The organism is Endozoicomonas sp. ONNA1 (assembly GCF_024606325.1).
GTDB lineage: Bacteria > Pseudomonadota > Gammaproteobacteria > Pseudomonadales > Endozoicomonadaceae > Endozoicomonas_A.
This window is the reverse complement of record NZ_JAHHPN010000248.1, coordinates 1-1896: the sequence shown is the minus strand read 5'-3', so window position 1 is coordinate 1896 and position 1896 is coordinate 1. Positions and strand designations below refer to the sequence as shown.

The 1896-nt window shown below is 46.9% G+C and carries 1 protein-coding gene; it reads right to left on the bottom strand.

What is annotated here, in order from left to right:
- Positions 1-52: 52 nt before the first annotated feature.
- On the bottom strand, positions 53-1896 hold a 1844-nt coding region (locus tag KDK19_RS05995; RefSeq protein WP_257253157.1), incomplete at its 5' end, for a transglutaminase-like domain-containing protein.

Below are 1896 nucleotides of genomic sequence, written 5' to 3'. Positions count from 1 at the left end.
TCAGAAGCAGAAATTTTTATCCTCAATTTCTTGCAATCCTCGCTACGGACGCTTAAGTCCGACAGGCTGCTAGTGAGTCATAAAGTGAATCCAAATTCATGCTGCTTATAAACTCTGCGGCAATGTTTGTCAGCTCGTCGGATTTGAGCACCAGAGCGTTATTGGCGTTGTGTACCTGCCGCAAGTAGTTATTATTAACAGATTCCTGAAACCCGGAAGAGCTACTGATTGCAGACATCATGGCATGCAGCTCTTCTGGTGAGGATGGGTCATGAGCGCCGTAGCTGTGTTTCTCCCCACCTTCTGGTATTTCAGCATCGACCCAGCAATATGTTAAGTAACCGCCTTTCGAATGTGTTACCCCATACAGATAATGGCTGAAGGCCTGCTGAATCGCTTTCCTGCATTTCTCTTTTAAATCATCCACAGTTTTTCTCTCCCCGAATGACAGCCTAAGGGGCTTTAGAGTGGATTCGTAACGGCTTATGGTTGCAGACCTTTTTTTCTCATATTCATTTTCCAAAGCTGGTTTAAGCAAATGATATTCTTCTTTCATAGCTACATTTAGAATATGAATCATGGCTTTGTCGCGATCTCTCAGCAATTCTGTCAGAGCAGCTCCGAGTTGTTTTCTCGTTGTGTACTCTTGATTGATTTGTTCCAATCTGCGCTTCAAGTCTGAGCGGTTCTCAGCGATTCGTTGTAACAGAGTTTCGACCTTTTCATCAAGCAGTGTTCTTAGCCAGAAATCGCCCCAGGAAGGCTGCTCCATGATAATCACCGGACGGTGTTTCGCCGCGCCCGAGATTAACTTCGAAAATGCAGGGTGGCGCACCAGCATTCGCTCTATACTCGGAATGCCCTCAGGTTCGTCCGTCCAGTCGTTCTTTACAGATGAGCTGACGATTTGGCCTTCAAGACATCGCGAAAAACCTTCATGACATTGAGAGACGAGCAAGGCATTATCTTTTCTCTGCTGACGTTTTTTATATGCCCTCTGCCAGGTCACGCAATTTTTTTCTCCGGACAATAATTCCCCATACCACTTTTTCAGGCACTGGCTTGCTGCAACCTTCAATTCATCGACAACTTGCAGACGCATCAATAGCTCATGGAGTTTACGAGCCCCTTTAAAATCGTTTAAACTGTTCGGCACTGGATCCAGCCAATCCGATGCCAGGGCCTTTTTGGCAAATTCAATAACCGGAGGCCTGGTCAGGTCACTGTTTTGCAGAACATTCATTATTGAACTCAACCACTGCAGAGGGCATGCTCCGCCCTGAACAATCATTTTGGAGTGCAATACCCTGAGTTGTTCAGTAACCTGATCTTGATCACTGTTGGACAAGATTTGTTTGACTGCCTCCGACATCGGTCTGGAGGCACGCCGATCGTAGTCTTCCACAACACCGATCAATTCCTTTTCTTTAAAGCCCAATGCCTCGGTCTCCAGCGACTCCAGGATTGAAACGCCCATGGAAAAACCGGCTAAATCTTTTCTCTTCCAAAGGTTCTCTACCATTGCGAAAGGACTTAGATGGGGAATTGGCGATTCACAGCCTGCCTCATGGGCTTCCTTCAGTTCTTCAAGACTTATGCCACAGGCTTCAGCCAGAGTTTGCTGTTGCGCTAAATCAGCGCCCTCCAGAAGACCCCGCAGGAGATCTCCTTGCCTCTTAAACTCAGTGCCAGAACCAGTGAACCTTTTGATGGTCTGGAAGTCAGGCCGAATTTCTGTTACCTCAGCAGGCTCCCCGCCCAAATCTACTAACTTCCAGGTTTGGCCTCCATCCACGGAACACTCTGCAAAGGCATGGGTACGATTAGTCATTTGTCGACATGGAATCCCAAAATAACGACAAAAAGCAATAAAAACAGGCACACGATGACGACAGC